The sequence below is a fragment of the Bradyrhizobium sp. LB14.3 genome, assembly GCF_040547985.1.
GTDB lineage: Bacteria > Pseudomonadota > Alphaproteobacteria > Rhizobiales > Xanthobacteraceae > Bradyrhizobium.
Window position 1 is genome coordinate 1 of record NZ_JBEPQT010000002.1, and the last position, 23,584, is coordinate 23,584.

The 23,584-nt window shown below is 61.3% G+C and carries 37 protein-coding genes, 2 tRNA genes and 1 pseudogene; 14 read left to right on the forward strand and 26 right to left on the reverse strand.

Annotated features, from left to right (window positions below; genetic code table 11):
* A pseudogene (locus tag ABIB00_RS03610) lies at nucleotides 1–119 on the reverse strand (IS5/IS1182 family transposase); the annotation flags it as partial.
* Nucleotides 120–1,013: 894 nt separating this feature from the next.
* Between ABIB00_RS03610 and ABIB00_RS03620 the strand changes: the two are divergent.
* Nucleotides 1,014–1,196 carry a hypothetical protein gene (locus ABIB00_RS03620; RefSeq protein ID WP_354103416.1) on the forward strand — a complete coding sequence of 61 codons (183 nt, stop codon included), beginning with the start codon at nucleotides 1,014–1,016 and terminating at the stop codon, nucleotides 1,194–1,196.
* A gap of 286 nt (nucleotides 1,197–1,482) precedes the next feature.
* On the opposite strand, the gene ABIB00_RS03625 is transcribed toward ABIB00_RS03620, so the two are convergent.
* From ABIB00_RS03625 to ABIB00_RS03640, 4 genes are all read right to left on the reverse strand, one after another.
* Nucleotides 1,483–1,559: transfer RNA gene (locus ABIB00_RS03625), tRNA-Pro, on the reverse strand.
* 116 nt (nucleotides 1,560–1,675) lie between these two features.
* Nucleotides 1,676–2,161, reverse strand: a complete 486-nt coding sequence (locus ABIB00_RS03630; protein ID WP_247349099.1) for a DUF192 domain-containing protein — start codon at nucleotides 2,159–2,161, stop codon at nucleotides 1,676–1,678.
* A 112-nt stretch (nucleotides 2,162–2,273) separates the two neighbouring features.
* Entirely contained in the window at nucleotides 2,274–2,906 is a 633-nt protein-coding gene (locus ABIB00_RS03635; protein ID WP_247349100.1) for a cold-shock protein, read from the reverse strand.
* A gap of 223 nt (nucleotides 2,907–3,129) precedes the next feature.
* Complete coding sequence (locus tag ABIB00_RS03640; protein WP_354103417.1) at nucleotides 3,130–3,891, reverse strand: SIR2 family NAD-dependent protein deacylase; 762 nt, start codon at nucleotides 3,889–3,891, stop codon at nucleotides 3,130–3,132.
* Between the two features lie 307 nt (nucleotides 3,892–4,198).
* Here ABIB00_RS03640 and ABIB00_RS03645 point away from each other — a divergent pair, with 307 nt between their 5' ends.
* The gene (locus ABIB00_RS03645) at nucleotides 4,199–4,363 is read left to right on the forward strand and encodes a hypothetical protein (RefSeq protein ID WP_015686271.1); all 165 of its coding nucleotides are present in this window, start codon (nucleotides 4,199–4,201) and stop codon (nucleotides 4,361–4,363) included.
* Between the two features lie 67 nt (nucleotides 4,364–4,430).
* Here the strand turns inward: ABIB00_RS03645 and ABIB00_RS03650 are convergent, their stop codons facing one another.
* Entirely contained in the window at nucleotides 4,431–4,724 is a 294-nt protein-coding gene (locus ABIB00_RS03650; RefSeq protein WP_354103418.1) for a hypothetical protein, read from the reverse strand.
* 282 nt (nucleotides 4,725–5,006) lie between these two features.
* Between ABIB00_RS03650 and ABIB00_RS03655 the strand changes: the two genes are divergently transcribed.
* A complete protein-coding gene (locus ABIB00_RS03655) occupies nucleotides 5,007–5,237 on the forward strand; it encodes a hypothetical protein (protein WP_247349114.1) in 231 nt (76 codons plus the stop codon).
* A gap of 190 nt (nucleotides 5,238–5,427) precedes the next feature.
* Here ABIB00_RS03655 and ABIB00_RS03660 read toward each other — a convergent pair whose 3' ends face one another.
* The 3 genes from ABIB00_RS03660 to ABIB00_RS03670 all read right to left on the reverse strand — a co-directional run bounded on the left by ABIB00_RS03660 (nucleotide 5,428) and on the right by ABIB00_RS03670 (nucleotide 6,916).
* Complete coding sequence (locus ABIB00_RS03660) at nucleotides 5,428–5,625, reverse strand: hypothetical protein (RefSeq protein WP_247349104.1); 198 nt, start codon at nucleotides 5,623–5,625, stop codon at nucleotides 5,428–5,430.
* Between the two features lie 164 nt (nucleotides 5,626–5,789).
* A complete protein-coding gene (locus ABIB00_RS03665) occupies nucleotides 5,790–6,170 on the reverse strand; it encodes a GrlR family regulatory protein (RefSeq protein ID WP_247349105.1) in 381 nt (126 codons plus the stop codon).
* Nucleotides 6,171–6,763: 593 nt separating this feature from the next.
* Nucleotides 6,764–6,916 (reverse strand): hypothetical protein, encoded by a 153-nt coding sequence (locus tag ABIB00_RS03670; protein WP_354103419.1) that lies wholly within the window; start codon nucleotides 6,914–6,916, stop codon nucleotides 6,764–6,766.
* A 275-nt stretch (nucleotides 6,917–7,191) separates the two neighbouring features.
* Between ABIB00_RS03670 and ABIB00_RS03675 the strand changes: the two genes are divergently transcribed.
* Nucleotides 7,192–7,419 carry a hypothetical protein gene (locus ABIB00_RS03675; RefSeq protein WP_247349107.1) on the forward strand — a complete coding sequence of 76 codons (228 nt, stop codon included), beginning with the start codon at nucleotides 7,192–7,194 and terminating at the stop codon, nucleotides 7,417–7,419.
* A 129-nt stretch (nucleotides 7,420–7,548) separates the two neighbouring features.
* On the opposite strand, the gene ABIB00_RS03680 is transcribed toward ABIB00_RS03675, so the two are convergent.
* Together ABIB00_RS03680 and ABIB00_RS03685 are read right to left on the reverse strand one after the other, a co-directional pair.
* On the reverse strand, nucleotides 7,549–7,725 hold the full coding sequence (locus tag ABIB00_RS03680; protein ID WP_247349108.1) for a DUF2934 domain-containing protein: 177 nt from the start codon (nucleotides 7,723–7,725) through the stop codon (nucleotides 7,549–7,551).
* 158 nt (nucleotides 7,726–7,883) lie between these two features.
* Nucleotides 7,884–8,180 (reverse strand): HU family DNA-binding protein, encoded by a 297-nt coding sequence (locus ABIB00_RS03685; RefSeq protein WP_071914190.1) that lies wholly within the window; start codon nucleotides 8,178–8,180, stop codon nucleotides 7,884–7,886.
* 406 nt (nucleotides 8,181–8,586) lie between these two features.
* Here ABIB00_RS03685 and ABIB00_RS03690 point away from each other — a divergent pair, with 406 nt between their 5' ends.
* From ABIB00_RS03690 to ABIB00_RS03705, 4 genes are all read left to right on the forward strand, one after another.
* Nucleotides 8,587–8,772, forward strand: a complete 186-nt coding sequence (locus ABIB00_RS03690; protein WP_247349109.1) for a hypothetical protein — start codon at nucleotides 8,587–8,589, stop codon at nucleotides 8,770–8,772.
* Between the two features lie 148 nt (nucleotides 8,773–8,920).
* A complete protein-coding gene (locus tag ABIB00_RS03695; RefSeq protein WP_354103420.1) occupies nucleotides 8,921–9,223 on the forward strand; it encodes a hypothetical protein in 303 nt (100 codons plus the stop codon).
* A 93-nt stretch (nucleotides 9,224–9,316) separates the two neighbouring features.
* Entirely contained in the window at nucleotides 9,317–9,589 is a 273-nt protein-coding gene (locus ABIB00_RS03700) for a hypothetical protein (protein ID WP_354103421.1), read from the forward strand.
* Nucleotides 9,590–10,060: 471 nt separating this feature from the next.
* Nucleotides 10,061–10,237 carry a hypothetical protein gene (locus ABIB00_RS03705; RefSeq protein WP_354103422.1) on the forward strand — a complete coding sequence of 59 codons (177 nt, stop codon included), beginning with the start codon at nucleotides 10,061–10,063 and terminating at the stop codon, nucleotides 10,235–10,237.
* A gap of 212 nt (nucleotides 10,238–10,449) precedes the next feature.
* Here ABIB00_RS03705 and ABIB00_RS03710 read toward each other — a convergent pair whose 3' ends face one another.
* Both ABIB00_RS03710 and ABIB00_RS03715 read right to left on the reverse strand, forming a co-directional pair.
* Nucleotides 10,450–10,728 carry a hypothetical protein gene (locus ABIB00_RS03710; RefSeq protein ID WP_354103423.1) on the reverse strand — a complete coding sequence of 93 codons (279 nt, stop codon included), beginning with the start codon at nucleotides 10,726–10,728 and terminating at the stop codon, nucleotides 10,450–10,452.
* A complete protein-coding gene (locus ABIB00_RS03715; RefSeq protein WP_354103424.1) occupies nucleotides 10,725–10,925 on the reverse strand; it encodes a hypothetical protein in 201 nt (66 codons plus the stop codon). Before ABIB00_RS03715 ends, ABIB00_RS03710 begins: the two co-directional genes overlap by 4 nt.
* Nucleotides 10,926–11,371: 446 nt before the next feature.
* On the opposite strand from ABIB00_RS03715, the gene ABIB00_RS03720 reads away from it, so the two are divergent.
* Nucleotides 11,372–11,824: a VOC family protein gene (locus ABIB00_RS03720; protein WP_354103425.1), complete on the forward strand. Its 453-nt coding sequence runs from the start codon at nucleotides 11,372–11,374 to the stop codon at nucleotides 11,822–11,824.
* Between the two features lie 348 nt (nucleotides 11,825–12,172).
* Nucleotides 12,173–12,811 (forward strand): glutathione S-transferase family protein, encoded by a 639-nt coding sequence (locus tag ABIB00_RS03725; protein WP_354103426.1) that lies wholly within the window; start codon nucleotides 12,173–12,175, stop codon nucleotides 12,809–12,811.
* A 119-nt stretch (nucleotides 12,812–12,930) separates the two neighbouring features.
* Here the strand turns inward: ABIB00_RS03725 and ABIB00_RS03730 are convergent, their stop codons facing one another.
* The 3 genes from ABIB00_RS03730 to ABIB00_RS03740 are packed head-to-tail and all read right to left on the reverse strand — an operon-like array spanning nucleotide 12,931 to nucleotide 13,661.
* Nucleotides 12,931–13,098, reverse strand: coding sequence for a hypothetical protein (locus ABIB00_RS03730; protein WP_247445636.1), 168 nt, complete (start codon nucleotides 13,096–13,098; stop codon nucleotides 12,931–12,933).
* A 6-nt stretch (nucleotides 13,099–13,104) separates the two neighbouring features.
* Nucleotides 13,105–13,350, reverse strand: a complete 246-nt coding sequence (locus ABIB00_RS03735) for a hypothetical protein (RefSeq protein WP_247342383.1) — start codon at nucleotides 13,348–13,350, stop codon at nucleotides 13,105–13,107.
* A gap of 56 nt (nucleotides 13,351–13,406) precedes the next feature.
* On the reverse strand, nucleotides 13,407–13,661 hold the full coding sequence (locus ABIB00_RS03740) for a PilZ domain-containing protein (protein WP_247445634.1): 255 nt from the start codon (nucleotides 13,659–13,661) through the stop codon (nucleotides 13,407–13,409).
* A 223-nt stretch (nucleotides 13,662–13,884) separates the two neighbouring features.
* Here ABIB00_RS03740 and ABIB00_RS03745 point away from each other — a divergent pair.
* Nucleotides 13,885–13,959 (forward strand) — tRNA-Glu (locus ABIB00_RS03745).
* 574 nt (nucleotides 13,960–14,533) lie between these two features.
* On the opposite strand, the gene ABIB00_RS03750 is transcribed toward ABIB00_RS03745, so the two are convergent.
* The 7 genes from ABIB00_RS03750 to ABIB00_RS03780 all read right to left on the reverse strand — a co-directional run bounded on the left by ABIB00_RS03750 (nucleotide 14,534) and on the right by ABIB00_RS03780 (nucleotide 18,367).
* On the reverse strand, nucleotides 14,534–14,797 hold the full coding sequence (locus ABIB00_RS03750) for a hypothetical protein (protein ID WP_354103427.1): 264 nt from the start codon (nucleotides 14,795–14,797) through the stop codon (nucleotides 14,534–14,536).
* A 587-nt stretch (nucleotides 14,798–15,384) separates the two neighbouring features.
* The gene (locus tag ABIB00_RS03755; protein WP_247445632.1) at nucleotides 15,385–15,633 is read right to left on the reverse strand and encodes a hypothetical protein; all 249 of its coding nucleotides are present in this window, start codon (nucleotides 15,631–15,633) and stop codon (nucleotides 15,385–15,387) included.
* Between the two features lie 94 nt (nucleotides 15,634–15,727).
* Nucleotides 15,728–16,228 (reverse strand): hypothetical protein, encoded by a 501-nt coding sequence (locus tag ABIB00_RS03760; RefSeq protein WP_247445631.1) that lies wholly within the window; start codon nucleotides 16,226–16,228, stop codon nucleotides 15,728–15,730.
* 120 nt (nucleotides 16,229–16,348) lie between these two features.
* Nucleotides 16,349–16,741, reverse strand: a complete 393-nt coding sequence (locus tag ABIB00_RS03765; RefSeq protein ID WP_354103428.1) for a DUF7694 domain-containing protein — start codon at nucleotides 16,739–16,741, stop codon at nucleotides 16,349–16,351.
* 46 nt (nucleotides 16,742–16,787) lie between these two features.
* A complete protein-coding gene (locus ABIB00_RS03770; protein WP_354103429.1) occupies nucleotides 16,788–17,198 on the reverse strand; it encodes a hypothetical protein in 411 nt (136 codons plus the stop codon).
* Nucleotides 17,199–17,268: 70 nt separating this feature from the next.
* Nucleotides 17,269–17,475, reverse strand: a complete 207-nt coding sequence (locus ABIB00_RS03775) for a hypothetical protein (RefSeq protein WP_247445628.1) — start codon at nucleotides 17,473–17,475, stop codon at nucleotides 17,269–17,271.
* Nucleotides 17,476–17,497: 22 nt separating this feature from the next.
* Complete coding sequence (locus ABIB00_RS03780; protein WP_354103430.1) at nucleotides 17,498–18,367, reverse strand: right-handed parallel beta-helix repeat-containing protein; 870 nt, start codon at nucleotides 18,365–18,367, stop codon at nucleotides 17,498–17,500.
* Nucleotides 18,368–18,612: 245 nt separating this feature from the next.
* Here ABIB00_RS03780 and ABIB00_RS03785 point away from each other — a divergent pair, with 245 nt between their 5' ends.
* The gene (locus ABIB00_RS03785; protein ID WP_354103431.1) at nucleotides 18,613–18,873 is read left to right on the forward strand and encodes a serine integrase family protein; all 261 of its coding nucleotides are present in this window, start codon (nucleotides 18,613–18,615) and stop codon (nucleotides 18,871–18,873) included.
* Between the two features lie 58 nt (nucleotides 18,874–18,931).
* Here the strand turns inward: ABIB00_RS03785 and ABIB00_RS03790 are convergent, their stop codons facing one another.
* From ABIB00_RS03790 to ABIB00_RS03800, 3 genes are all read right to left on the reverse strand, one after another.
* Nucleotides 18,932–19,240 (reverse strand): hypothetical protein, encoded by a 309-nt coding sequence (locus tag ABIB00_RS03790; RefSeq protein ID WP_354103432.1) that lies wholly within the window; start codon nucleotides 19,238–19,240, stop codon nucleotides 18,932–18,934.
* A 181-nt stretch (nucleotides 19,241–19,421) separates the two neighbouring features.
* Nucleotides 19,422–19,631, reverse strand: a complete 210-nt coding sequence (locus ABIB00_RS03795) for a hypothetical protein (RefSeq protein WP_354103433.1) — start codon at nucleotides 19,629–19,631, stop codon at nucleotides 19,422–19,424.
* On the reverse strand, nucleotides 19,628–20,479 hold the full coding sequence (locus tag ABIB00_RS03800; protein WP_354103434.1) for an AraC family transcriptional regulator: 852 nt from the start codon (nucleotides 20,477–20,479) through the stop codon (nucleotides 19,628–19,630). Before ABIB00_RS03800 ends, ABIB00_RS03795 begins: the two co-directional genes overlap by 4 nt.
* Nucleotides 20,480–20,968: 489 nt before the next feature.
* On the opposite strand from ABIB00_RS03800, the gene ABIB00_RS03805 reads away from it, so the two are divergent.
* Together ABIB00_RS03805 and ABIB00_RS03810 are read left to right on the forward strand one after the other, a co-directional pair.
* Nucleotides 20,969–22,846, forward strand: coding sequence for a PAS domain-containing sensor histidine kinase (locus ABIB00_RS03805; protein WP_354103435.1), 1,878 nt, complete (start codon nucleotides 20,969–20,971; stop codon nucleotides 22,844–22,846).
* Complete coding sequence (locus tag ABIB00_RS03810) at nucleotides 22,843–23,514, forward strand: response regulator transcription factor (protein WP_354103436.1); 672 nt, start codon at nucleotides 22,843–22,845, stop codon at nucleotides 23,512–23,514. Before ABIB00_RS03805 ends, ABIB00_RS03810 begins: the two co-directional genes overlap by 4 nt.
* The last annotated feature ends 70 nt before the right edge of the window (nucleotides 23,515–23,584 follow it).

The window sequence follows — 23,584 nt, forward strand, 5'->3', positions numbered from 1 at the left end:
AGAACGGCCTCGACAAACAGTCGGTTGTCCTTGCCGCTGCGGCCCGGATCTCCCGGCTTGCCAAGACAATGCGGCTCCATCTTCGCCCATTGGGCGTCAGTCAAAACGAATCGGTCCATCCCAAGCTTGAATCACAACCAAGCCCCGATGAGAATCCTGAATCCCAACAGACCCTAGGGCATCGACCATCCGTCCAGATTTTCGGAGCGCCCGTTCGCTGTCCGCCTAGTCCGGTAACTGTGTTCCATCGCTTCGAGGTGGTGGCGCGTGAAAATGTCCGTGGCCGTTTCCAGCGCCACCCGATATCGCTCCGCCAGTTCGAGAACGAGTGTGCACTATGGTACTTAGTGTCGCTCGATGGTGTGGTGATAGCAGTGGATCGCGATTTCAAGAACGAAGTGTTTTCCAGTTTTGATCCAACCCGGTTAAGCCCTGCGACGAGTGCGGCAGGAAGCCTCTTTCCGTCTTGAAAATGCTCAACCCGCAAAACGGTAAAATAGTTCGCATGTTCAAGTGCGAATGCGGTGCGCAGACCTGGACCACAGACCTGGACCGAGGAAAAAGAGTAAGCCCCCTCGGTGACATGGTCATTCATGACCAATTCCCGCTTCTCACCATTTTGACGATCACAGGTGCCTGATTTGCGGGAACCGGAACCATCATTGTACGTTGGGCGCGAGTTCATTGGCTGGAGTATGACCATGGCGCCACGACGCAGGATCATCCAATCCTCCCCACTCGAAGTACGGCTTACCGAGGAAGCGAAGCGACTTCGCGAGAAAGCCAACACACTTCCACCGGGCGCTGCCCGCGAGGCACTGATCCGCAAGGCCCGACAAGCTGAAACCGGCTCGCACATGAGCGAGTGGCTGGCGTCTCCCGGCCTGCAGGCGCCTGAATAGGACCTCCGCCGCGCTCGTGATACGTTAGCTGCCATCAGCGGCCACGGTATCGGGCGCCGCTGACTGAGAGACGCCATAGCGCTCCCCCGCCTGCTAGCAGGGAGTGCTTGTGTGACAGAGCAATTCAGTCCCAAGACCCAGGAATTGTTGGACCGCGCTCAACGCGCGATAGCCAAGGCCATTGCACTTCGCAAATTGAGCCGCAGGCAGCGATCAGATGCCGAGCGAAAAACGTTCGAGCTTGAAATGACGATGTATCGTGAGCGGGCGCAACAGCTGCAAAATAAGAACTAGGGCTGCGGGGCTTGACGACGGTTGCGGTGCCGGAGTCTGATCGGCCGGGTGACAACATCAGCGCGACATCGACGAGCTCGCGCGCATGGAGCGCATCTGCCTGGATCTGGCGGAGGAGAGCACTCTGTCCCTTGAGCGCGTCGCCCTGATCGAGATGCCGGCCGGTACGGTGCCGCGGCAGCCGAGCCCGCAAGCCCGCTAAGCGTTCAGACTTCCCATGGTCTTCCCAATCCAAATTACTGGGAAGATCGGGCTTTGCATTTCTGCCGTAAGTACTTGAAATCGCTGGTCGGGGCAGCTGGATTCGAACCAACGACCTGCAGTACCCAAAACTGCCGCGCTACCAGGCTGCGCTATACCCCGAATGTCCGGCGAGCCCCGTCGATACACGCTTCCCAAAGCGCCAGCAAGCTTTCCAAGGCGCCCCCGCAAGCTTCCTAAAAAGACCGCCAGGGACGGGGGCAATAACCCCTTCCCGCCTACTTGCTACCGAACAGCGGGTGGCCGACGCGATCGCCGGCGCGGATGCCGTATTTTTGCGCCGTCCCCGCCACCACCTCCAGAACGGCGCGCGCGGGCCCCCTGGATGAGATGATCCTGGTCGACATCGGCTCGGTATTTTCGGCGATGCGCAGGATGCGGCCGTCGGCGCGAATGAAGATCATGTCGAGCGACACATAGGTGTTCTTCATCCACATCGAGACTTCCTGCTCGGGATTGAAGTCGAACAGCATGCCTTTGCCGTCGGCCAATTCCTTGCGGTACATCAGGCCAGTCTGCTTCTCCTCCTCCGTCGTCGCGATTTCGACCGAGAACACCTGCACACCGTTTTTGGTGACGATCTCGAGCGGCTGGAAGCTGGCGGCGCGGACGGGTGCGCTCGCGACGGCACAGCCGGCGACGACGAGGATGGCGGCAAGCCACCCCTTCGCAACGGCGAAGACGGCCTTTCGATCGAAATTCATGGACGGCACTCGAGGCGTGGGACTGGGCCAGTCCTTACGCGGCGGTCGCCGGAAAAGCCAGAGGCGCGCCGGTCAGCCAACGCGCCTCTGCTCACGATCGCGGGAATTGGAATTAGTGGGACGAGACCGGCGACCCCGTCTCGGGATGGATCTCGGCCGCCATCATGCCCTTGGAGCCGGGCCCGAAGCGGACCAGGACATACTGGCCGGGCCGCAGTTCGGTCATGCCGAAGCGGCGCAGTGTCTCCATGTGCACGAAGATGTCGGGCGTGCCCTCGCCGCAGGTCAGGAAGCCGAAACCGCGCAGCCGGTTGAACCATTTGACCTGGGCTCGCTCCAGCCCGCTGGTCGCGGTGACCGAGACATGGGTGCGCGGCGGCAGCATCTGCGCCGGATGGATCGCGGTCGATTCGTCCATCGAAACCACGCGGAAGGCCTGGTAGCCCTTGGCGCGCTGGATGCACTCGACGACGATGCGGGCGCCCTCGTAAGCGGTCTGGAAGCCGTCACGCCTAAGCACAGTAACGTGCAGAAGCACGTCGGGCCAGCCATTGTCGGGAACGATGAAGCCGTAGCCCTTTGAGGCATCGAACCATTTGATAACGCCGTGAACCGCGACGAGATTGGCGCTGCCCTCACCAAGTTCGGTGAAGGGACTAAGCGCGCTGTCGCGACCACCACCGCCGTGTTCGCCCACGGAGGGAACTCCGACCTTCTTGGACTCAAATCCGTCCGACGACCCCATAACCCCGGACCCCACACATGCCATGCGACCCGCCTGAATAGCGGCGCCGAATCACGCGTCTTTAGAGAATCTAGAGAATCTTCCCAACAGAGAATCTTCTCAACTCGACGCGACGCGAATCTTTCGACTCAAAAGATAACACTCCCGGTTGCGACGCATAGACAAAAAAGAGATTCGCCGGAACCTATGAACAGCTTGCACGGCCGCGAATCAAACTACCGCCTCAATTAGCGACAAAGGGCCCGAGCGTTTCGCCGATGTCGTGGCGGATCACGAGGTCGGCGATATCGTCCTGCTCGGTCGGCTCCCGGTTGATGATCACCAGACGTGCACCTGATCTCTTCGCCATCATCGGAAAGCCCGCGGCCGGCCATACCACCAGCGAGGAACCGGTCGCGATGAAGAGGTCGCAGGCTTGCGACAAAGCGGTTGCACGCTGCATTTCGTCCTCGGGCATCATCTGGCCGAAGGAGATCGTGGCAGTCTTCACCGGCTCGTCGCACGCGGTGCAGTTGGGCGCGGCGCCCGCCTCGTCGAAGCGGCGCTTCACCCAGTCGAGCGGATAGGCCTGCCCGCACCCGATGCAGCGCGCATAAGTGGTGTTGCCGTGAAGTTCGATCACGTGCTCTGCAGCGAAGCCCGAGGCCTGGTGCAGATTGTCGATATTCTGGGTGATGATCGCGGGAACCTTGCCTGCGCGGTAGAGCGCGGCGAGCGCGCGATGGCCGCGGCCAGGCTTGGCGGCCGCGAAGACCTCCTCCATCGCAAAGCGCCGGCGCCAGGATTCGTCACGCGCCTCCGGGCTGGCGACGAACTCATCGAACGGGATCGGACGGTTGCGCGTCCAAATTCCGCCCGGCGAGCGGAAGTCGGGGATGCCGCATTCGGTCGAGATGCCGGCGCCGGTGAACGGCACGATCCGTTTGGCCTCGGCGATCATGTCGCCGAGACATTCGACGCCGCTGCGAAGATCCGATGCAATCAACGCCGCCTCCCGTTTGTTTTGCCTTTTTGTTTTGCCGGTTTGTTTTACTGATTAATTTTGCTGATTTGTTTTGCGCTAGCTGCAATGTGCGCAAGCGACAAGACTGTTGACGCTCTTATCCACTGCCCCGCAAGCGTGGTCGGCAATTCTTTCCGCCCTTCGCATATCACAATCCTGCAATGCCTCCTCCCCATTGACGCCCCAATCAGAAGCGCCAATGCATATGTTGACGCGACTCAACGCGATTGCGGCGGCAGTGCTTGAGTTCAGGAGTGTACACATACTCCACGTGTAGAGGGGATTTGACATGACCGAGGACGAACAACGCAAAATCCGCGAACGCGAAGAGATCGCCGCCCGTGTCGCCGCCTTCCGTGCCACGCAGGAAAAATTCAAGCGCGAGCGTGAAGAGTATTTCGTGTCGACGCTCGACAATGCCCGCAAGGTGGAGCGGCCCTCGCTCTGGCCGTAAGACACCAGATCACCATCCATGAAAAAAGCCCGGAGCATTGCCCCGGGCTTTTCATTTGGTCCAGCCGTTACCAGTGACGGTAATAATGGTGGCGGCGATAGTACGGTCCGCCGCCATAATAGGCGTACGGGCCAGGGCCGTAACCATAGGCCGGGCGACCATAGTAGCCATACCCCGGGCCGTAGCCGTAGCCGTAAGGATGGGACGCTGCGACAGCGCCCGCGGTGATAGCGCCGGCAGCCAAGCCAAACGCGAGGCCCGGGCCGATGCCGCGACCACGCGCCTCGGCGGGCGCAGGCGCAGCAATCGCGGTCACGCCGACGGCCGCAACGGTAGCCAAAATTGCCAATGTCTTCTTCATGATCTCCTCCGTGATATTCGCCGGGGCAACGCCGCCGCCGCGCGATGGTTGCGCGCAGGCTGCGGAACTCAGCGCCGTCAAAAAGTTACGAAACGAGGGGAACGAAATCGATCGGGCGCGATTGCACCTGCAAGTGCGGAAGCCTCCGCTATCCGGTTGAGGCAACAGCACGAAGACCCCCGTCAGTATCTTCGCGATGCTGGCGGGGTTTTCAGTTTCACGGGAGGCAAATGGCAGCGGACGATCATTGCTGCCAAGGGGCGGATGATCGAGGAGGAAAAAATGCCAATATCCGCGCTGCTGGCCCGAATTCGCAGGCTTCTTCCCGGATCCGGCAACGAGCATTACGACGAGATCGTCCGCAATTTCGGTGTCGGCACGCTGCGTCCGCCGCCGACGCCAATGAGCGACGGCGAGCTGGCGCGGGCCATTGCCGAGTTTCTGAAAGAGACACCGTCGAGCTCATCCGTGGCGACCCTAGGCCGGCGGATCGACCCCTCCTCGCCGCTCTGACGCCACTCTCGAACGGGAACTCTCGCAGGCCCGGAACGGGGGGCGCATACGCACGTTGAGCTTGCCTTCACGACAGGAGACACGACATGCCCGTTTGGCTTGAAGTTCTAGTCAACCTGTCCGGCTATGCCGGCTTCGTGGCGCTCGCAAACCGCGGTGTCGCGTATCCGGATAGTTCCGTCGACGAGCGCTAGTTGGCGTGCGGCGCCTGGCCTGCCGTGCGCATCAGCCTGTCAGCCTTGACCGCGACGCGCGTGTCTTCGAGCTGCGGGCGCAGCGAGAAGCTGATCACCACGAAAGCGAGACAGAACAGCGTGCCGACGATGGCGATGCGCCGGTAGGTGTGGCGGTCGCCTTGATAAAAGGACGGTTCTGAAAATGGTGTCATGAATTCGTTCTTGGCAAAATTGGTTCTTGGCAAAGTCGTTGCCTGTCTTCGCCGGACAGACCTATCCCAAGTAGAGGCAAGCGCAACGCGATTGGGTTTTTAACCTAACCGAATAGGGTTATCGGCTTTCCGGCAAGCTTCCGTTAGGAGTTTGCGAAGCGTCTTTAGAACTCGGCGAGCCGCTTCAAGCTGGCGCGAAACCCGAGGCTGCGATGGCCTGCGACCAGCACGGTGCCGAACACCTCGGCCGCGTCGTCGCTGAACGTCCCGGAGAAGCCGCTCGTCGCCTCCTCGCCGCCGAACAGCGGCCGGGTGAGGCCATCGGCGAACGGCGTATGCTGGTTGGTGGCAAGCTCGCCCTTCCAAGTGCCGTCCTTCGAAGAGTCGTTCTTCGACGTGCCGCGGCCGATCGTGTAGGAGCCGCGCGACCAGAAGTAAGGGCCGCCACCGAGCAGCAGGCCGTCCCGCAAGATCAGCACGCCGCTGTCGCGGCCCTTTACGCCGTCGAGCATGTGGATGTGGATGGAATAAAGCCCGTTCTTCATGTTGCGTCCGCCGCGGGAGCAACGATAGCGCCGGACAGGGAGAGCGTCGAGACGATGATGAGACGATTCGCGCGTTTGCCGACCGGCTTTGTTCCAGCTTCGCCTGCCTTTCGTTCTCAAAGAACGAATCGGAATAGACGAAACCACGCGAAGCAACCCTTAACAATTCGTTTGCACGCGAACGAGCGCACCATCGCAACCGAGCGCTCGATCACATCGTGTCGTCTGATTTCGATCGCGGCGACGCCTGCGGCACTGACGACCTGTCTTTGCGCAACCGCGGATGCCGGTCGTACCAAAACACTTTTGCGATCCCAGCGAATATCTCGAGAAACCAGCACGCATCCATGTCGCGCCTCCCTCGCCTCATCTTGTAACGAGGACGCAAGGACCGGACCGTGCGAAGCATCACGCCGGCTTGGCTTGGAGACGCGTGTCCCACATCGATACAGAAGCCATGGCTTGTTCTGCATCCGACTCCATTTCGTTCGCAAAGAACGAATCGGAGTCGAGAAAATCAGCGCAAAACGATTCCTAACGATCAGTGAAGTCGGGCGCAGTTGCCCGTGATCAGCGAAATAGCGCGACGCTCGTCACGCCGCTCGCTTCGCCGACTCCTTCTCCGAAAACTCCTTCTCCGAAAAGCAGTCGAGGATCTGGATGCGGAGCTCTTCCGCGGCCGGGCCCTCGAGCTTCCTGAGTTGATTCCAGAGCCTGATCACTTCGCGTTGTTTCTCGACAGTCATGGGCACACCTCCAAAAGAGATGAGTCACCAGAACAACATAAGAACAAAAAGTCCAGTCCCTCCCCGCGAAATTCGCCGGGCACATTGCCTTGAACCATCCATCGCGCTGGCGCGGTTGCTTTTTGGAGTTTCAACCTTAGGTTTGAGAGACGGCTGGCGGCCAGGCGCTGAAATCCCAACGCCGTCAGCCACGAGAACCCCGTGCGCGAGCGCGGGGTTTTTCTTGCGGGAACGCAGTTCGGCCCTCCCCGTTACACTCCCGGAGCGAGGGGACCGTGATCAGAAAATACTACGCCGTCGAAGTGGTGCGTCAGATCGAGGAGACCGTGGAGATCATGGTCGAGGCGCCGGACGAGACCAGTGCACACCATGCAGCGCTTGCGCACCTGAAGGCGCGCGGCTCCGAATATCAGTGGCTCAATCCCAAATGCGATTTCGTCGTCTGGCGCGAGCGCCAGGTCGATACGCCGGCGATCATCGACGTGTCGACAAAGCCGGAGTAGCGGCCGGAACGTTTGTCCCGCTGCACGTTGTCCTGGCGAATTCAGTGGTGCTGGCGGCGTGTCGCGACGCGGCCGTCCAGCTCGACGAGCCCCGGTCCGAAGGTCCGGGGTTTTTCTTTGACGACTCCGTCAGACCGGCAAATTGTCGGTCATCCCCGGCGGCACTTCGCCTTGCTTGCGCCGCTCGGCGAGCAGCTCCTTCTCGGCCTCGTACCAGAAGGTGTCCATCGTCCCCGCGGGCTCGCCGGCCTCTTTCCAGAGGTGATAGGCGCGGTTTCGAATCTCTTCCTCGCTTAAGCTGGCCATAGGGTTTCCTCCCTGTCGGAAGCAAAGCCTGACACAGCCCGAGAGTTCCTTCTAGCCCGCGCCATCACACGGCGCTCGTTGCGGCGCTTCGCGAAGCAAGCCGCCGCAACGAAAATGCCAGCGCCTTGGACGGGCGCTCATTTTAGACGGAGTGCTCTTTAAACAGAGTCCTTGGCCACCTTCAGCGGCGAGGCCTTCACCGACTTGCTCGCCGGCTTCGCCGCGAACTGCATCGGCTCCTTGGTGAAGGGATTGACGCCCATGCGGGCTTCGGTCGCAGGCTTGTTCACCACCGACATCTTCGCGAAGCCGGGAATGACGAACTCGCCGGATTCGTTGAGCTCTTTATAGCCAACCGTCGCCATGTACTCGATGACCGACTTCACGTCGTTCTTCGACAGCTGCGTGCCCTCGGCAATTGCATCAATCAATTGGGTCTTCGTCATCTTCGCCATGTCTGAATTTCCTTCTGTGCGCGTGAGCAGGCTTTGCTCAGGAGGCGGTCCGACCGCGCAACGCGCTTCTGATTCATGCCAACTTTCATGAAGTGACGGGGCTTAGAACCCATCGAGGCCTAAAACGCAAGCAGGGTTCTGCGGGGGGCCCGACCGCCCCCGAAAAGATGCCGCAGCCAGCGCCGCTACTGGATTGAACCATTCGCCGGCTGAGGCGTCTAACTCTTTGAAGTCCCCAAGCTTCACCCCATCAGAGAGCCCCGCTTTCCCCCAGGCGGGGCTTTCGCTTTTTCCGGGACCGGCGGCGTCATGCCGATCAGGCCGGACCCGAGCTCTGCGCCCGAGCCACGCGGACGACCATCACAAGGCAGGTTCTCTTTTCAGGCCATCTCCTGCATAATGGGGCATGGCAAAAACAAAAGTGACCTTCAAAACCGTCCGCATTGCAGACAACGACTGGAAAATCCTGGCGGATTACCCGGGCAGCGAACAGCGCGAAATCAAGGGCTTCACCAGCAAGGCAGATGCCGACGACTGGATCAACGGAGATCGCAAGATCGCGTGGCTCCGCTCCCAAGGGTACGCCAAGTGAACTGAGCATCAAGTGACCTGCGTATCAGGTGACCTGCCTCGCGGAGTCATCTCGTCGTGAAACCTGTGTCTGGGCATGCCCCGTTGAGACTTCAGTAACCTAACCCCGCCAAGCTCCTCGCAGTATCGTTGCGTTGGAGTACCCCACAGTGCTGGATTTTAACGAGCTGCGTGAACTCGCGGCTGACGTTCGCGTGTTTGTCGACATTGCCGAAGACAAGGCCGAAGCGCTTCGCGCCGTCATCACGGCCTATGACGTGGTGCTGGCGATCTTCCCGTCCGAACAGGGCATGGGCCTCCACGTCATCAAGGGCGGCGAGATCCTGGACCAGATTGCAAAATCACGAACCCATGTGATGTACAGCCACACGGCCATCGCGGTTCCCGACCTGGAGCACGCGGAAGTGCTCAAGCAACTGACGGCGCCCATCACGCAACGGATCGCAGCCTAGCTGCAGACGAGAATTTCTTTGCTCCGGAACGCCCGGTTTAGGAACCGGGCTTCTGCGCTCCCGTTGGCGCACACAACCAACCAGGAGTTTGAGATGAAGAAGCTTATCATTGCGACCGCCGCCCTCGGCCTCATGTGCGGCTCAGCCTTTGCCCAGACCCAGACCGGCCCCGCTGCGCAGACCGACAACATGCAGAAGCCCGGCATGTCCAACTCGAACAAGGGCACGATGACCAGAGGCACGACCGGCATGAGCCATGACCGCATGAACAAGGGCGGAATGGTGAGGCCCGACGCCTCCGGCCAGGGTGGCTCCGGCCCCGGCAGCGACCAGGGCGGCACCAAGACCCGCAGCAACATGAAGTAAGCCAGGCTCCTGTACGGCTTGCCTTTCGGCCGCGTAGCTTTCCACAAAGCGGCGCGGCCGTTTCATAGCGAGGGTCTGACGGGGACTGATGTCTCGCCGCAAGACCGACCTCATCCTGAGGGCCCGCCGCAGGCGGGCGTCTCGAAGGATGCGCCACGAGCGAGCCATCCACCAAGTGTTTCTTCAGACGCGATAGCTCACTCTCGAAGCTTTTGGAAACCTGTCGAGCGAAGCCGCGTTGTCCAACGCACTGCCGGGTGACAGCCGGACGCAATGGGGATGTTGGACGCGGCGCATTTTTCCGGTTTCTGCCCGCGACATCAACGCATCGGTACGCGCTGACAACTAACCTGTTCCCGGCAAGTGCACCCTCACCAAATGCATCCTTGCAATGCACTCCTAACAATAATGGGCGCACCGGAACGGTCAGTTCTCACGCGAGTTAGCTCATCTCCAGACAAGGAGATCGTCATGAGCGTTGAAGGTAAAGTGAAGGAAGGCGCCGGGTACATCAAAGAAGAGATGAACGAACACGGCAAGTCCCCTGAGAGCCAGAAGAAGGCTCAAGAGGGTCGTGACTTGCGCAACGAAGGCCGCATCGAAGACGGCAAGCCGCCGAAGACGACGAAGCCCGGCACCGGTCACTAGAACGCTTTCGAACGAGAGTGGATAGCGGTTCGCGTGAATTTTCGAAAACCGCCCCTGGCAATGTCAGGGGCGGTTTTTCAGATCAGCATCGCCTCCATGGCCATTCCGATCAGGGCAACCGCGACCAGGCCGCCAATGACTGAGGCGAACAAATTGACGATCCACGCCTGACGGAAAGATCAACATCCAGCACTGTCACCTTAATTGCCAGGTCACTTCGGTAGACCGCGAATTGCTAGCTTGGCGACGACAAGGACAACGAAGACAGGCGCCCCGTAAACGATTGCATTCACGGCCCAAGCGATGGCTACGCCCAAGAAAACGGAACCGCCTACCGCTCCCCAGAAAAGGTAAGCTGCGGAGATGCCGGGCATCTCCCACGCCATCACAGCGATGGAGTGGTCGGTTAGCTGCTCCATGACGAGCAGCACCGTCGAGACGAGCGCCCCGATTGCCAATGTAATGATGAGAATGGATTTCGTTGTTTTCAAAAACCCAACAGCCCCATCACTGTCGGAATCATGAAAAAGGCTGCCAGGCCGAGGAGGCCTCCTACGGCAACCTTCACCCAACGCGGTTGGATTTTCGGGTCGAGCCATGTCGCAAGTTTGACCCAGAGCGCATACGCCCATCCAGCAACAATCGAGTGGATAAGTGCGAACAGAAGCTCGCCTAGAATATTGGCCATAGCGGTTAGTCGCGTCATCTCCGCAGGAGTTCATCTGCCAACGCCTTAATCAGCCCTGTGGGAAGGCTCCAAAACACGGCGCATGATTTCCACTAACTCACATCTCCAACCTTTTCACCATCGTGGTGATTCCACCCCTGGAGCAGCGACGAATGAGGTGGTCCCGGTTGTCTGATAAGTTGGGTACCCTGCTCGCTCCGCGAGCTTCGGGGCCACGCCTGACGGATAAGTCAATATGATGCACTCACCGTCTCTGCCGTGTCGCACTTGAGGGGGTGCAGTCCAGTGCATTAAATTCATTTGCGATCGCCACCTTGCGGCCCTGCGGCTTTGGTCCACCCGCCATTTCCTCCTCACGTGCATGTGCACGCGGCCCCTGCCACTCCTCCAACTTTCCTGCTATTTGCTACCCGCCGTCCCGGCCCGAACCAAAGGGAGCAACAACCATGCGATACCTCCACACCATGCTGCGCGTGCGCAATCTCGATGTCGCGCTGAAGTTTTACCAGGATGCGCTGGGACTGAAGGAGGTGCGGCGGATCGAGAACGACAAGGCGCGCTTCACGCTGGTGTTCCTGTGCTCGTCGGACGATCTCGAGGCGCTGAAGAAGCAGCCGCAATCGCGCGGCGCGCCGCTGGTCGAGCTGACCTGGAATTGGGACGAGGAGAAATATGGCGAGGACCGCTTCTTCGGCCACCTCGCCTATGAGGTCGACGACATCTACGCCACCTGCGAGAAGCTGCAAAAGGCCGGCGTCACCATCAACCGTCCCCCGCGCGACGGCAACATGGCCTTCGTCCGCTCGCCGGATTTGCACTCGATCGAGATCTTGCAGAAGGGCGAGCCGAAGGCGCCGCAGGAGCCGTGGTCCTCGATGCCCAACACCGGCCACTGGTAAGCCTGCCTCTTTGGAACCAGCACCCGCCCCCTGCGTTCTCTCTTCGACAATGCAATTTGGAGGAGGACGCAATGGGACGAGGATTATTGCTTTGGATGGTTGGCGTGCCGATCCCGGTGATCATTCTGCTGTGGCTGTTCTTCGGCCACTGACGTAGGGCTCACTTGCGACAGGCTTGCTTGCAATGAAAGCTCCGCCTTGCGCGGAGCTTTTTGCATGAGGACCTTTTGCATGAGGACCTTTTGTATGAGGACCTTTTTGCATAAGGGGCTCGGCGCAATCGCGCATCGCTCGCCGCGGCAAATTCCGCTATCACCCGCGCCGAAAGAAACGCCGCGGGAGGATGATGTGCCGGACCAAAAACTGACGATCTGGGGCCGCGCCAATTCGGTCAACGTGCAGAAGGTGCTGTGGTGCCTCACCGAGCTCAGCCTGCCCTATGAGCGCATCGACGCCGGCATGGCTTTTGGCAAGACCCGCGAGGCCGACTACCTCGCGATGAATCCTAACGCGCGGATCCCGACGCTGGTCGAGGGTGACTTCGCGCTGTGGGAGTCCAATTCCATCATGCGCTATCTCTGCCTCGCGCACGGGCGCGGCACGCCGATCTATCCCGACGCGCCGACGCTGCGCGCCAGTGTCGACCGCTGGCTCGACTGGACGCTGTCGATGGTGCAGCCGGTCGACCGTCCGGTGTTCTGGGGCATCGTGCGCACGCCGCCCGCCGAGCGAGACATGATCAGGGTGCAGCAGGATGCCGATGCCGCCGCCGAGGTCTGGGCCATCGCCGACGGCCTGCTCGCCACGCGCCCGTTCATGGACGGCGATGCGTTCACGCTCGCCGACATCGCGATCGGCGCCTATGCGCGGCGCTGGCTCGGCGTCGAAGGCATCACGCGCCCCGCGCAGCCGCATCTGACGCGCTGGCTCGCCGAACTCGGCAAGCGGCCCGGTTTTGCGCAATATGTGGCCCCGCCGATGTCGTGAGCCGCTGACGCGGCTTAAAGTCCGTTGAGAGCACGATGAATCGCCATTTTGCCGCGCGCCGCCGGGACTTGACGGCTACTGTGCATGGGGTTGTTTTCGCGTTTTTTGTTTTGGGGGCCCTAGCGCCAGCCGCGCTCGACCAGCAGCACGCCGACGATCACCACGAGCGACACGACCGCGGTGGCGAGCTTTGCCGTCCAGCTCAGGCCGCGGCCGACCCACCACAGCAGCGCGCAATACATCACGAACGGGACGATGATCTCGGGCCGCATGATATCGGGCGGCATGCGGCCTCAGCGCCTGACCGTGGTCTCGACGCTGATCGAGCCGCCGATCTTGACGCAGGTCCCGGTGCTCTCGACCATATAGAAGCCACGGCCATAGGAGGCGCAGGAGCCCGCCTTCGCCGTCCCGCCCGCGCCCTTCAGCGGCAAGGCCTTGCCGGCCTGTGGGCGCTCCGCGGGCGGAAGACGCAAGGCCTCTGCCGCGGACGCGGATGTACCTAGCAACGAGACGAGGATGAGGAGCAGCGCACGCATGCGGGCCGTTCTAGCCCGGACCGGCGCCACGCGCCATCGGGTCGCTTCGCCCGCGGTCAGATGAACTTGATGCCGGCCGATTTGCCGCGGCGCCAGACCACCTGGCAGCTCCGCCCGGTCCGCGCATCGCGTGCGAAGGCCATCCGGATCGTGCCCGGGAGCTGGCTCGCATCCTCGTCCATCGTGATCTTCGCGCCGGTATCGGAGATATCCTGGACCAGGCATTGCCGTGCCGCGAACCCGCCGTCGAGCGTGATCCAGGCGTGCTGCGACAGCGACTTGCGGGCCGCGCGCTTCTTGGGCTGTGGCATAGGCTCAAATTCTCCCCTTCCAGCGCTAGCCCAGGGAACCTAAGAAACCGTTGAATTCGCCCCCCGAATGATCCCGGGGGCGGCTGTCCACCGGCCCAAAAGAGCGTTCCCGAACGGCTTGCCCAGGGCGCCAAAGGCCATTATAGGTTCGCCCGCTGCAGCCGCCGGGCACGACTCGGGCGGTCAGTGGCCGTGCCGCGAAAAGCGACGGGGCCCTGGGTTTGCTCCCTTCGTCTATCGGTTAGGACGCCACCCTTTCACGGTGGAGAGAGCGGTTCGATTCCGCTAGGGAGCGCCAACAATTTCAATGGCTTACCTCCCTCGCCCGCCAATATGTCCAACGTTTGGCCAATAAACTTATGCGCACAGCTACTGAGCTGGAGGCCATCTGTCGTGAGTTGGCAGACACCACAGCCGACCCAGCGTGGCGCCCTGTTGGAGATCGCGGACAATTTAGGACCACCTGAGGCGCGCGCCCCCTAAACAAGCACTGCCTAAAAACTAGCTGTATAACATATACCGACATCTAGATGCTGAAGAGGCTCAAATCAGCCGGCCAACCACCCCCGCAAATTTCCCAATGTGCAAAGGCCAACCCGCGTGAACCCGAACTTCGCGGTGCGTTGCTAATTGGGTGCAAGTTCGCCCTGATCTCCCACGGCCATTCCGGCCGCCGGAGAGCAAAAGATGACGCACGAAATCACCTGCAAAGAGTGCTGCGGAACAGGCCAGGAAATTCAAATGCGGGCCGTCCGCGTTGGTTCGAAGCTAACCAATCCTGAGCCGTGTCCGCACTGCAAAGATACCGGCAAGCAACCCTCCTAAGGTCACTCTAGAGAGGCCCGCCAGCGTGAACCGGCGGGCCTCCGTGATCAATTCGCGCGAGCGCCGGGTGCGATCTCCATTCGCGCAAGCTTACTGTCCTCGCAGTCTTGCCGAGCGTGGCCTAGGATCAGCGCACCGAGCGTCACCATGTAATCAGCCGGCACGATGAGCTTGATCTGCATGGTGCTGTAGCCGTCGCCGTCGATCGTCGGGAGGCTGAAGATCAGGCGCTGGTTCGCGCCGAGGCTATCGATGCGGGCGAGCTCGCCGACGAACATATCGGGCGCTTGGTCGATAAGGCGGTGGGTCATGGGGTATCTCTTTAGCTTGGCTTGTCACAGCCGTTGCCCGAAGGCGGCCCGGGCAGCCGGGGGGTGACAACGTGCTAAAGAGACACGTCGGCGCGCTTTTAAGCCTCTCGGCTCTGGACATGACGCACCGCCCCCGGCATAAAGGCCAGCTTGAGGTGCGCCCGCCAAGGCGCTCCTAGGCGACGTAGGAAACCCGCCAAGGTCTCCACCGAGCGCTATAGGCCGCAAACCCCGCCAAGGGTCGCAGGCCGCATCTTTAGTCCGGGTTGTCACACCCGCGGACACTGCACCACTGATTTGGTTAAAAAAATCCACCCCTTTCGGGGCGCTTCGGCGCGCTTCTTGCCATAGAGACCTCCCAAGCATGGAGGCGTGCACCGATGGCACAACGAGCTCGTATTCTCAGACGCCCAAGGCCCAGTTTGAAGCATATCGCGCGCGAGCTGGTCAGATTGCTGGACGCGATCGACGAGCTTGAAGACCTGAAACAAAGGGTCCAGATCGCCGAGGCCGCGCGGGTCCTGCATTAGGGCGCCGGAAAGTCCGTTGTCGCGTTAAGACAGTCCCCCGCGCGGTTGCTGGCCGCATTAGTCCCAAAGGCCCCGGGTGACAATGTCGCCTCGTGTCCCGCTTCCGTTGTCGAACAGGGATTCATCCAAAGACACCAGCGGGCTATCGCCGAACTTGGCGTACTTGGTCGGGAACATCTTGTTGTGCGAGGCCACGTAGGATTTGACGCGGGCTCTAACGTCTTCACGCCTCAAAGCTCCGGTCAGCAGATCCTCGAAGATCGCGCTGACAACATCGTCCTTATCGGGGAAGGTCGCTGGCGGCATGGCGCGGATAGAATAGTAGTCGTTCTTTTGCTCACCCTTATTCTCATTGTGGACGCGGAGCCAACGGGTACGAAGTGCGCGCGATCGTGAACCTTCAAATGACCTTGGCAGCGAGCATGTTTAGTTCAGGATCTTCGCGCCTGGCCCGCGTGAGAGCGTGATGGGCCAGTAGCCGAGTTGGTCTTCCGGCTGACGTCAGAGAACTGATCGTAGCTCCTCGTTCGAGAGCAGCTTTCACCTTTACCAGCACCTGCGGTTTGACAAGGCCGCCAGTCTTGTACCGAAGGAAGTGACACATATTGCATTTCCGGATCACGCTGCCTTTGTCAAAGTTCAGCCGCTGGTGGTCCGCAAAGGGATGCCCAAATTTGCAGTGCGTTTTGATTCGGTTGTGCGCCCCCCTGCGCTGGCGAGCAATTTCCGCATTCGCAGCGCGGAGCGACCGAGCTTCCTGAACAAATGCGGGATGGGTCTGCAAATAAAGATCGAGGCTGGCGGCCCTCACTCCGATTTCCCGAGGCGTTTTTCCCGCCCGAAGCTCGGCCATCACTCGTGCTGCCGTCCTGTCTCTGATGCTGTACAGCGTCGCTCCCATGCTCGCCTCCACAAAGCGCAGAATTGCACTGCGGAAGGACGCGCCTGAGTCGAGGCGTCGCAAGGGCGGCGGAGGGTCAATCCACCGGGAATGCAGCTTACTCTCGCCCTCCGGTTGCGGTCACTTGTAGCTCGCCGGCTTCGACCGGCCGTGCGACACGTCGATGACTTTCCCGCCGATATCGGTCGGCGTCATGCCGAACCTGAACGTGACCTTCGGATCTGCAACGCCATAAAGGTGGTACATGTTGGCGCTGTCCACCTTGCGCGACTCCGCGGGGTATAGCTCAAGGGCCTCGCACTCAGAGCCCAGAAGCTGGTTCTTGATGCTCTGAAAGAGCCGCCATTCCCTGATGATCGGCTCGCCGTCATGTCTCTCGATGCGCAGCTTAAACCAACCGCTCCCAAGGTGGTACTTCAGGACCAGGAAGAGCGAATTTTGCCAGTGCTCGGCCACGTTCTCCACGGCGAGCAACTTGACCGCGTCCTCGCGGGCGCAACTGTGCTCCTTCATCAAAAGCGCGATGTCATCCTCGGAAAGGGTCTTGGGCTTGATACGCTCAAGCGGCTCCCAGGTTGTCGGCCTTGCGCACCACGGCCAAGCGCCGCAGCACGTCGCCTGTATCCTCGATGCGGTAGCCGTCCGCCTCGAAGTCCTTGCGCTCGGCAGCCTCCAGCTCGGTCTCGATCAAAGTCCGCAACTCGATATGCGCGGCGATATGATCAGAGGCGACCACCATCAGAAGAGACCAGAACGTGAGATCGGCCGAACGAACCTCGACCAGATCACCCATCGTGAACTTGGCTGCGATCTGCTTAAAGAAGCCATCGCTCTTCACGTCCGCGATCGTCTCCTCGGGACGCATCGTATAGCTCCATTCGCAGCGTGCGAACGAGGCACCGACGAAGCGCTTGAGATCGGCCAGGGCCTTCTTCACAGCCGGCTTGTCATCAGACTTCAGGGCGGCCATATCGGCGTGGAGGCGGTTCTTGGCCGCGGCGTTCTGCTCTGCCCGAAAGCTGGTTTCTGCTGCCGTCCTGTCACTTCCCTCGCACGAGTGCTTCAAGGCGCCACTTCAGCGAGATGATAGCCCGCAAAGCCGAATCGACCCGCTCATGGCCGTCCGCCGGCAGGTTGGCGTTGCCGTAGAAGGCCTTGGGGCTTTCCTTGACCTCTTCCTCAAGCCGGTGACGTATTCGGTTGCAGTGTCGAAAGCAGTCGTCATTTTCATTTCTCCTGTTGGTCATCGGAAACCGCCGACGCGGTAAATCAGGCGGTCGCCTGACCGTATCGTTTCCATGTTCCTGGTGAGCCCGCCGACACGCACAGGGTGCCGCGATAGTCTCCGGCTTGTGGATCGCCATATTCAATATCGTCGCCGACCAGCCACGAGCCGCCGGTTGGCGTAGTCGATGCACTCAACGAAACCCGCTGCGCCCTGAACTTCCGCATGGCGACGCCGTTCGTGCCGAGATCGAGACGAACCGGCAGAATGTTGAGGCCGCTGTAGGCTGTCGGAACGTATGTCGCGTTGGTCGTGTTGCCCTCAAACAGCCGGACGCAGCCATAGGCAGTTGATGAGCCCATGAAATAGCCAATGCTGATGACGCCGGCCACGTGATTGCGCGAGACCTCTACATCACCGCAAGCGGCATCGACATGAACGCCGTAGGATTGGAAGCTGTCGCCAGAGGTTCCAAGCCGGTTGTGTCTGATGTTGTGGCGCAGGCCCGCCTGAGCATATATGCCGGCAGCGGTCGCGCCCACGCCATTTGACCAGCACCAGTTATATTCGCACGTGATTTCCTCCGGGACAGTCGTTGCCCCGATGAAGATACCATCCAGGTAATTGCCCGGAACTTCGTTCTTGGTCACTAAGACGCTGGTCGCTTGCTCAGCAAGAGTGATGCCGTGCAGATGACCAGGGATGTAGCAGTTGCGGACGGTCCCCCCAATCATCCGACGCAGAAGGATGCCGTCAGCAGCGCTGGCAATTAAGTTGCCAAGCGTGCGGATGTTCTCGATTACAACATCCGTGGTGTTAAGTGGACTGGTATAGGGCGAATAGCTAAGGCGAAGTGTGTCCCGCCTCCACTTCCACCCGTCATCACGAAGCAAACAAGAACAAACCTCAGACATAGACGATCTCGCAAGGATCGCGTGACGCCGTGCCCCCCTTGCGGGGGTGCGGCGTCACACGCCCTCTGTTACGAGCAAAAGAAAGACGTACGGCCGAACGTAACGGCTTGGCGCATTACTCGGCCTCACACCGGGGTTAGTCCGAGTCTGCGCCCGCTTCGAGGGAAACTTCGCAAAAGCCGAAGCCTTGCGATCTGATGGTGTGGGTGTAGGTTGGCGAGATGATGTTCGATGCGATCAACGGCATGCTGCTCGACATGCTGGCCGCAATCGGAAGAAAAGATTTTGAAGATCGCCGCCGCCGACAGGCGCAGGGCATCAGCAAGGCGATGACCGAAGGCAAATTCAAAGGCCGCCCCGAGAACACCGAGCGCAACAGCGACATCGCCAACATGCTCGCCGAGGGCAAGTCGTGGAACACCATACAGCGCGTCACCAACTGTTCCCGCGCTACCATCGCGAAGGTCGCCGCCAAGCGGTCGTCGGCTGAGAGAGCGCTGGCGTGAGGCTGATCTATCGGGAAGGCCGCATCGAAATCTGGTCGGTTGGCGGCGAGTTCTGGGTCTATGGCTGCACCCGCAGCGGCGACCCCATCGTGTGCCCGAACTTGGGCATGGCGCAACGAGATCGCGGCCCGCTAGACAGCGCCGCGAGGCCTTCCGACGCCAGCGAGATCATTGCTCGAAACGCCAAGGGGAGCCGTACTCCCCCCGGCCAACCATCTATTGGATCGAGCGTGAGGAAATAGAGTTCCTGCCCTCGGCTCAGAACGTCCGCTCTCTCGGCAATTTCCGATTTTCTCTTTTTATGTTTGTTATGTTTGGGAATTTTGTCGCGCATCCCGCTCGTCGTTCGGATGCCGCGCCAGATCATCAGCGCGCCTCGCCTGTGCGTTGGTTTGCTCGGCGCATGACGACGTGCGCTTGAACCAACGACACATGGACAGGCTTCGTTGAGCGGTCCGCCAAGACCCGCAACCCGGCAGCTTCTGCCGCGTTTGTGCGGAGATGCTTGCGCCTGAATCGCGGCAAGATAGCCATAAAGGCTCAGCCGCCTACCGTGCTAGCCACATCACAGCGCCCCGACAGAAGTTGAAGGCGAGACGTCCATAGAAAAGGCTGCTCTCTGGCTCTGACGCAGCCAGGCGGTACGAACTGCCGAGAGCTCGGACAAACTCGATCATCCCCATGAATTCATGGAGCGTCGGCACCAAATGAATGCTCGCGAGCTGCAGCAGCAGGGCTTCAATGCCGATGGTGCTCATGACGGGCCTGCTCCTGCGCGCGGCAGCGGCATGAATTGCGCGAGATAAGCGCTCCGCCATTGATACGGCGTGTCGCCGACAAAGCGCTTGAACACCGTGGTGAAATGCGCCTGGGTCTGGAAGCCCACGGTCAAGGCGATATCGACCAGGGTGACTTCGGCCTGTTTGAGCAGCTCCTGGGCGCGTTCGATACGCCGCCTCAGCAGATATTCGTGCGGCCGAACGCCGACGGCCGCGCGGAACTGTGCGGCGAAATGCATCCTGCTCAGCCCGGCGACGGCGGCCATGCCCTGAAGCGTCATTTTGGCAGGCAGATTCTCGTCGATATATTGCAGGACGCGCTTGAGACGCCAACTCTGCAGCGACCGTACGGGCCGGCCGGCGCCCTCCTCGTGAATGGCGTCGGCCGGGTCGAGCTCGGCCCGTGCGCTGGAGGCCTGCCGGCTGAACGTCCGGGTGAGGATCGCAAGCCGCAGGGCGTCGGCCATGATGGCGGAATGGGCGTCGTGCGTGGCTTCGGTCACTGCGAGCGCATCGGAAAGGCGCCGCATAACCGGATCGGTGAATTCTTCCGCCGCAAACGCCCGTTCGCTCTCGGCAGGCGGCCCCGCAAGAAGTTTTGCGGAGAGCCTGAAGCCAGGCCCGCGAACGGCGGAACGTTCGACGTCTGCCGCATGCTCGACCGCCAGGGCCATGTCCAGATGGACGAAGGACAGCATTGACCCGCCTTCATCGAACCGGCCAGGGAGTTTCGATAGCCCGAGCCGATCGCGATCGATTGCCGAGATATCGATCGCGCGAACGTCATGATCCTTGATTGCCTGTGAGCGTGACATCTGCAGCGACATCGTCGAATCTCCTTGTTCCCGTTTTCGATCCGGCCAGGCCTGACTGCCTTGCCCGAATGTCATGGGAACAGCGTAATTCGGCGGTGCGTGCGATCCATTCTACGCGCGGGTGCGTCGATAGGTTCTCAGGTTGACCGCATCATACCTAGGTATGATCGCAACACGCTCGTCGGGTGAGCGCACTGGCGCGACGCCTCACCGGCATCGCGGATGCGGCAGGACTTGCGGCGTGACGCGCCTGCGGTAAGTTGACGCGCTTTTTGCGCACCATCCACCGGTGGGACCACGCGAGCGCCCCGATTTTTCCGGGGAATGCCACCTGCCGGCGCTTTCGTCGGATTGAGCGGCGCGACAGGTCTTCCACGAGAGCACGAAAATCGTGCGGCTGGATGTTGTGAACGCGATCAAATCGCGGCATCAACGCTGCTGATATGAGAAGAACGACTTCCAGCGACGATGACGACTCATGATCGGACCACGGGCTCATCCATGAGCCGCGCCGGCTTGCGGTTCTGGTCCGCCGTCCTCGCCTTTGCGGTTTTCCTGGTTGACGTGCTGACGCCGCTCGAGGGCGCGGTGGCGGTTCTCTACGTCGTGGCGATCCTGCTCGCAGCGAAGACCAACCGGCGCGACGACACCATCGTCGCCGCAGCTGGCTGCATAGCCCTGACGATAACCGCCTATCTGCTGTCGCACGATCTGCGGACCATCGCCTCGCCCGCGCTTCGCGTGCTGGTGAGCCTCGCGGCAATCGGGATCACGACCCTGCTGGCGCTGCAGAATCACGCGGCAACGAAGCGCCTCGCGGCGCAGGCGCGCCTGCTCAACCTCTCGCACGACATGATCTTCGTCAGGGATTGCGGCGGCGTGATCACCTACTGGAACAAGACGGCCGAGCAGATCTACGGCTGGTCGGACGACGAGGCGCTCGGGCAGCTCGCCGACGAGCTCCTGCAGACCAGATATCCCGACCGGCGCGAGGTCATCGAAGCGGGCCTGCTCGACACCGGTCGATGGGAAGGCCGCGTGCAGCAGCGAACGAAAGACGGCGTCGCCCTGACCGTCGATGCCCGATGGGCCTTGCAGCACGACCGTCTCGGCAAGCCCGTCGGGGTCCTTGAAACGCACACCGACGTCACCGACCGCATGGCCGCACACAGCGCGCTGGTGCAGAGCGAGCAGCGATACCGCCGGATGTTCGACGCAAGCCGGATCGGCGTGGTCGAAGAGGACTGGAGCGAACTCCGAACCGCGCTGCAATCGCTGAAGACCGCAGGAGCCGGCCTGCGCGACCATCTGGCGCGACACCCCGATTTCGTCCGGCATGCCCGCCGGCTCGCTGGAATCACCGACGTCAATCCGGCCCTGCAGGAGATGGCAGGGGCAAACGGCGCCGCGATGTTCATCGAGAATGCGGACCGGCTTCTCGGCGAGAACGACCGGAATTTCCTCGGCGCATTGGTCGCGTTTGCGGAAGGCGAGCCGTTCTACGAAGGCGAGACCGAGCTCGTCAGGCTCGACGGACGCAAGGTTCCCGTGCTGTTTACGATCGCCTTTCCCTCCGGGCCCGACGGCGATCGCAACGTGCTCGCCTTCGTCATCGACATCACCGAGCGCAGGCAGGCGCAGGATGCGTTGCTCGCGGCGCAGGCCGAACTCGCTCATGCCGCGCGCGTCGCCACCCTCGGCGAGCTCACCGCCTCCATTGCCCACGAGGTCAACCAGCCGCTGGCGGCAATCGTCACCAGTGGCGAGGCTGGCCTGCGCTGGCTGCGGCGCGAGGTGCCTGATCTGGACGAGGTTGGAGCCACGATCGTTCAAATCGTCGCGGAAGGCCGCCGTGCCAGCGAGATCGTGGCGCGCATCCGGACTTTCCTGAAGAAGGCCCCTGCCGAGCAGGACAGTCTCGATATCGCAGAGATCATCCAGGAAGCGGCCCTTCTGGTCGCACGGGAACTCGCGAATGATGACGTCGTCCTCACAGTCGAGACGGAACCTGGCCTCAAGCCAATCCGCGGCGACCGGATCCAGCTTCAGCAGGTGCTCGTCAACCTGCTGGTCAATGCCGGCCAGGCCATGTCGGACCAGCGCAAATCCCGCGCTGTCAGGCTGCGCACCAGCGATGTCGACGGCGAAAGCCTCGCCATCATGGTGCAAGACAGCGGCCCCGGCATCCTTCCCGACGATCTGCCGCGCCTGTTTGATCCGTTCTTCACGACGAAGCGCGGCGGAATGGGCATGGGACTTGCGATCTGCCGAACGACGGCGGAAGCTCACGGCGGCCAGTTGTCCGCCGAGAGTACGCCCGGCGCGGGAGCGACATTCCGCCTGACACTGCCATACAGCCAAGAAAAAACTCGACCATGACACGACCAGATCACTCGCAACCGCCGGGCGGATCCCTCAACTCCGTCGTCATCATCGTTGATGATGATGCGGGGATCCGCGCCTCGCTCGACAGCCTGTTCCGATCCGTCGGCCTCGAGACGCGCCTGTTCGGCTCGCCGGCCGAACTGCTCGGCGGCTCGCTGCCCGACGGCCCTGGCTGCATCGTGCTGGACATCCGCCTTCCCGGTGTGAGCGGGCTCGATCTGCAGAGCCAGCTCGTCCGGCAGGGCATCAGCTATCCGATCATCTTCATGACGGGCCATGGGGACATTCCGATGTCCGTCCGTGCCATGAAGGCCGGCGCCGTCGATTTTCTCTCCAAGCCATTTCGCGACCAGGACATGCTCGACGCAGTGACGGCGGCGCTCGAGCGCGATGCACAGCACCGGACCGAAGCCGCGACCAAGGAGGACATCCGCGCCCAGTACGAGACCCTGACGGCGCGCGAGCGCGAGGTGATGGGCCATGTCACCGCCGGCCTAATGAATAAGCAGGTCGCCGCCCTGATCGGCCTCAGCGAGATCACGGTCAAGATCCACCGGGGGAACGTCATGCGCAAAATGGGGGTCCGGTCGTTCGCCGACCTCGTTCGTAAGGCCGAGGCGCTCGGAGTTTCCCAGACCCGCAGGACTACGGACCAAACCTGAGTATAATTCCGGCGGGACTGCCCCGGGTGCATAAAGCCTCATCGGCCGCGCAAAGGGAGATGCTCTCCTT

Coding starts and splice junctions, on each gene's coding strand:
- ABIB00_RS03630 (WP_247349099.1), bottom strand. CDS start 2,161: ATGAATTTCGATCGAAAGGCCGTCTTCGCCGTTGCGAAGGGGTGGCTT.
- ABIB00_RS03635 (WP_247349100.1), bottom strand. CDS start 2,906: ATGGGGTCGTCGGACGGATTTGAGTCCAAGAAGGTCGGAGTTCCCTCC.
- ABIB00_RS03645 (WP_015686271.1), top strand. CDS start 4,199: ATGACCGAGGACGAACAACGCAAAATCCGCGAACGCGAAGAGATCGCC.
- ABIB00_RS03650 (WP_354103418.1), bottom strand. CDS start 4,724: ATGAAGAAGACATTGGCAATTTTGGCTACCGTTGCGGCCGTCGGCGTG.
- ABIB00_RS03655 (WP_247349114.1), top strand. CDS start 5,007: ATGCCAATATCCGCGCTGCTGGCCCGAATTCGCAGGCTTCTTCCCGGA.
- ABIB00_RS03660 (WP_247349104.1), bottom strand. CDS start 5,625: ATGACACCATTTTCAGAACCGTCCTTTTATCAAGGCGACCGCCACACC.
- ABIB00_RS03665 (WP_247349105.1), bottom strand. CDS start 6,170: ATGAAGAACGGGCTTTATTCCATCCACATCCACATGCTCGACGGCGTA.
- ABIB00_RS03670 (WP_354103419.1), bottom strand. CDS start 6,916: ATGACTGTCGAGAAACAACGCGAAGTGATCAGGCTCTGGAATCAACTC.
- ABIB00_RS03680 (WP_247349108.1), bottom strand. CDS start 7,725: ATGGCCAGCTTAAGCGAGGAAGAGATTCGAAACCGCGCCTATCACCTC.
- ABIB00_RS03685 (WP_071914190.1), bottom strand. CDS start 8,180: ATGGCGAAGATGACGAAGACCCAATTGATTGATGCAATTGCCGAGGGC.
- ABIB00_RS03690 (WP_247349109.1), top strand. CDS start 8,587: ATGGCAAAAACAAAAGTGACCTTCAAAACCGTCCGCATTGCAGACAAC.
- ABIB00_RS03700 (WP_354103421.1), top strand. CDS start 9,317: ATGAAGAAGCTTATCATTGCGACCGCCGCCCTCGGCCTCATGTGCGGC.
- ABIB00_RS03705 (WP_354103422.1), top strand. CDS start 10,061: ATGAGCGTTGAAGGTAAAGTGAAGGAAGGCGCCGGGTACATCAAAGAA.
- ABIB00_RS03715 (WP_354103424.1), bottom strand. CDS start 10,925: ATGGCCAATATTCTAGGCGAGCTTCTGTTCGCACTTATCCACTCGATT.
- ABIB00_RS03720 (WP_354103425.1), top strand. CDS start 11,372: ATGCGATACCTCCACACCATGCTGCGCGTGCGCAATCTCGATGTCGCG.
- ABIB00_RS03730 (WP_247445636.1), bottom strand. CDS start 13,098: ATGCCGCCCGATATCATGCGGCCCGAGATCATCGTCCCGTTCGTGATG.
- ABIB00_RS03735 (WP_247342383.1), bottom strand. CDS start 13,350: ATGCGTGCGCTGCTCCTCATCCTCGTCTCGTTGCTAGGTACATCCGCG.
- ABIB00_RS03740 (WP_247445634.1), bottom strand. CDS start 13,661: ATGCCACAGCCCAAGAAGCGCGCGGCCCGCAAGTCGCTGTCGCAGCAC.
- ABIB00_RS03750 (WP_354103427.1), bottom strand. CDS start 14,797: ATGACCCACCGCCTTATCGACCAAGCGCCCGATATGTTCGTCGGCGAG.
- ABIB00_RS03755 (WP_247445632.1), bottom strand. CDS start 15,633: ATGCCGCCAGCGACCTTCCCCGATAAGGACGATGTTGTCAGCGCGATC.
- ABIB00_RS03760 (WP_247445631.1), bottom strand. CDS start 16,228: ATGGGAGCGACGCTGTACAGCATCAGAGACAGGACGGCAGCACGAGTG.
- ABIB00_RS03765 (WP_354103428.1), bottom strand. CDS start 16,741: ATGAAGGAGCACAGTTGCGCCCGCGAGGACGCGGTCAAGTTGCTCGCC.
- ABIB00_RS03770 (WP_354103429.1), bottom strand. CDS start 17,198: ATGGCCGCCCTGAAGTCTGATGACAAGCCGGCTGTGAAGAAGGCCCTG.
- ABIB00_RS03775 (WP_247445628.1), bottom strand. CDS start 17,475: ATGACCAACAGGAGAAATGAAAATGACGACTGCTTTCGACACTGCAAC.
- ABIB00_RS03780 (WP_354103430.1), bottom strand. CDS start 18,367: ATGTCTGAGGTTTGTTCTTGTTTGCTTCGTGATGACGGGTGGAAGTGG.
- ABIB00_RS03785 (WP_354103431.1), top strand. CDS start 18,613: ATGCTGCTCGACATGCTGGCCGCAATCGGAAGAAAAGATTTTGAAGAT.
- ABIB00_RS03790 (WP_354103432.1), bottom strand. CDS start 19,240: ATGATCTGGCGCGGCATCCGAACGACGAGCGGGATGCGCGACAAAATT.
- ABIB00_RS03795 (WP_354103433.1), bottom strand. CDS start 19,631: ATGAGCACCATCGGCATTGAAGCCCTGCTGCTGCAGCTCGCGAGCATT.
- ABIB00_RS03800 (WP_354103434.1), bottom strand. CDS start 20,479: ATGTCGCTGCAGATGTCACGCTCACAGGCAATCAAGGATCATGACGTT.
- ABIB00_RS03805 (WP_354103435.1), top strand. CDS start 20,969: ATGAGCCGCGCCGGCTTGCGGTTCTGGTCCGCCGTCCTCGCCTTTGCG.
- ABIB00_RS03810 (WP_354103436.1), top strand. CDS start 22,843: ATGACACGACCAGATCACTCGCAACCGCCGGGCGGATCCCTCAACTCC.